Origin of the sequence: Pedobacter sp. UBA5917 (genome assembly GCF_002432345.1) — a bacterium.
In the GTDB taxonomy this organism is placed as follows: Bacteria; Bacteroidota; Bacteroidia; order Sphingobacteriales; family Sphingobacteriaceae; genus Pedobacter.
On the sequence record NZ_DJDT01000055.1, the window covers coordinates 1 to 2,525 of the forward strand.

At 39.7% G+C, this 2,525-nt stretch carries 4 protein-coding genes; 2 read left to right on the plus strand and 2 right to left on the minus strand.

Annotation, left to right across the window (positions count from 1 at the left end):
• Both B2V92_RS03575 and B2V92_RS03580 read right to left on the minus strand, forming a co-directional pair.
• Positions 1-289: hypothetical protein (locus B2V92_RS03575; RefSeq protein ID WP_293304869.1), on the minus strand; the 289-nt coding region annotated here is incomplete at its 3' end.
• Positions 290-638: 349 nt separating this feature from the next.
• On the minus strand, positions 639-797 hold the full coding sequence (locus tag B2V92_RS03580) for a hypothetical protein (RefSeq protein ID WP_293304870.1): 159 nt from the start codon (positions 795-797) through the stop codon (positions 639-641).
• Positions 798-1,475: 678 nt separating this feature from the next.
• On the opposite strand from B2V92_RS03580, the gene B2V92_RS03585 reads away from it, so the two are divergent.
• The gene (locus tag B2V92_RS03585) at positions 1,476-1,628 is read left to right on the plus strand and encodes a hypothetical protein (protein WP_293304871.1); all 153 of its coding nucleotides are present in this window, start codon (positions 1,476-1,478) and stop codon (positions 1,626-1,628) included.
• A 260-nt stretch (positions 1,629-1,888) separates the two neighbouring features.
• Positions 1,889-2,380, plus strand: coding sequence for a hypothetical protein (locus B2V92_RS03590; RefSeq protein WP_293304872.1), 492 nt, complete (start codon positions 1,889-1,891; stop codon positions 2,378-2,380).
• Positions 2,381-2,525: the final 145 nt, after the last annotated feature.

A 2,525-nucleotide genomic window follows, 5' to 3' on the forward strand; every position in this document is an offset into this window, starting at 1 on the left:
CGGTTTTCGCGGGTATCTCGATTTGGTGGATATGGTCCGACAAGGCCAGGTACCTGTCCTCACTGAGCTTCAGTTTATTTTTTAATGCTTCAAACATATTTAATGCGATATTCTCCTTAGGTCCAGCAAAGCCCTCCGGCCTGCGTGTATAAATGGGCCACAGGATATGCCAAGTTAAAAATTTTATGGGTTTTAGACCATAAATTTCCATGCAAAGCTGCAACAAGCTTTTAAGTATATCCGGTTTGTTATTTTTAAGAGGCAAATAGCATTGAAGGCGGCTGGCCATTTGCGGTTACTAAACTACTTCACCTGATTATAAGGAAAGGGCAAACATTTAAAATGCCCACCCTTTCCTTTGCCCAAGTCATCACATTCAGGCACCTACTTACATGTATCGAATAGACGATCAATTCAAGTAGAACAAAGTTAACACAATCCTGACCCTACGCCCTTATGCTAATACATTAATTTGACAAAAATCAACAACTTTGTAAATACAATAATACAAAAAAAATAACCGATATTACATAACAGGATCACGGCTGCCAATATGCGGTAACACACTGCAGGCTTATGGATGTATTCAAAACCGGGTCAGGTCCAGGTAAAAAACAACAAACGAAATTAAAATCCTGTTATTCTCCTTTCCGTTTTAGAACGGCACTGCAGTCGAATGTTTGGCCTGTGGTATGGCAGTACTCCAATACCTCCGGATATGAGGCTACAACAGATTGGAATTCCTCCAGCGCTGCTGCCGAATGATCCAGCAGGCGCATGTGGACGTAGGCCATCATGCAGTCTCTTAACAGTCCATAATCGAGCAGGGCAACAGAACCGCGGATATAACCGAGTTTATCGAGTCTTTTGATCCGCTCGATAATGGGCGACTTACTCTCGTGCAGCCAGAGTTGAAAAATCTATCCGGAATTTATGAGAAGCGTAACGTTTATCAAAAGCACGCTATTATCCGTGCGGTGTTCAAAGATAAAATGTGTTATTTGAATGGCAAGTTTAGAACACCATATATCAACCAAGCGTTTGAGGATAACATACTGGATATCAAAAAAAAGGGTTGCTCAAAATCGAACAACCCTTACATTTTTCGGCAAAAACGCCTTTAAGTACCCCCTCGAAAGAATGCCTCGAACACCTTTGGCTATTTTTGCAGCTTCTAAAGCCTATTGTCCAGGATCTAAAAGCAAAAGGTTTCATTTAAAAAAACAGCTCGATGAAATATAAAGAACCTTAATATCCAAAATATTAAACACAAAAACTTGACATTTTGGAAATTGGAATAGTGAAATAATTTTGGGTATTTTAATTTTCAAATGCTACGAATTAATGAGTTAAATTCGTTAATATATATTAATGGACGGCATCCAAAAAAGCGTTTTCATTGCTCGGTACGTAGGCCGGAATTGGGTTTTGTAATTAAATTATTAACTTAGCCACACATAATAGAAATTTGCAATATGAAAAAAGCATCTTCAAAAATTAAGTTACTCGAAGAAAACCTGGGTGTAAAAATTAATGTTGATTCAAACCTGGATAAATTTTCCAAGGTGGTTCCAGATAAAATGATGGAAAGTGCGGTAATCCTAGCTAACTCTAAATTCAAGCTGTAATGTAAATAGGGGCTTGATAATAAGTCCTTGCAGTCTAATGACCTGTAAATAACTTTCCAAATACTGCACCGTCTCTATCTTCAGTATCTATATTGTTTGGTAGGATTTTTAGTCCACCTCACCCAAGGTAATTCTCAAGAAATGGGATTAAATTCATCGGTATCAGCCAAAGTATTAAATCCTGAGGGCCGTTTGATAAACCAGGAATAAGCTGGTTTTCTTGTCCAGCATTCAAACCTTTATAGACTACAACCGCAAAAATGAGCAAAATTGATGATAAAAAACAAATCGTGGAAAGGCTGCATCAAATCCATGGCGAGCTGAAGATTCTCTCGGATGAGGTAGTTGCGATATCCCGGCAAATCGGCAGATACACTGACCAGCTCCGGGAACACCCCCAACATGCGAATGAATTCGTTCAATTAGAAAATGATTGTCAGGACACTCTGAACCGCATCACCATGTCCAGGTGCTGGAGCAGATTAAAAAACAAATCGGAGAAAATTTTCTGCATCCTATGGATATACAACAAAGGATTGCACCACGCGGATATCACCAGGATATATACCGAAATGGAGAAATCTGACAATACCGACAGCCAAAGATACCGGATGAGGTCATTATTGTTCGAGTTAAAGAAACAGGGACGTCTGGATGCTACCTCCTTTAGCTTTCGAAACGTCATTTATCGTTTAAAGGATCAGCATTACATGTCGGATAAACTGGGAATACAATTACCTATTATTTCATAATCCCAAGACATTCAAACCTCTTTCGCCGGACTGTTAGGGATCGTCGTGGAGATCCTGCGCAGTAGATCGCAGCAAGAGCCCCGGCCGCAGGCAACAGCACAAAAATCATATTAATATCCCGTAAAATAACCATCTGGCTGGCAAG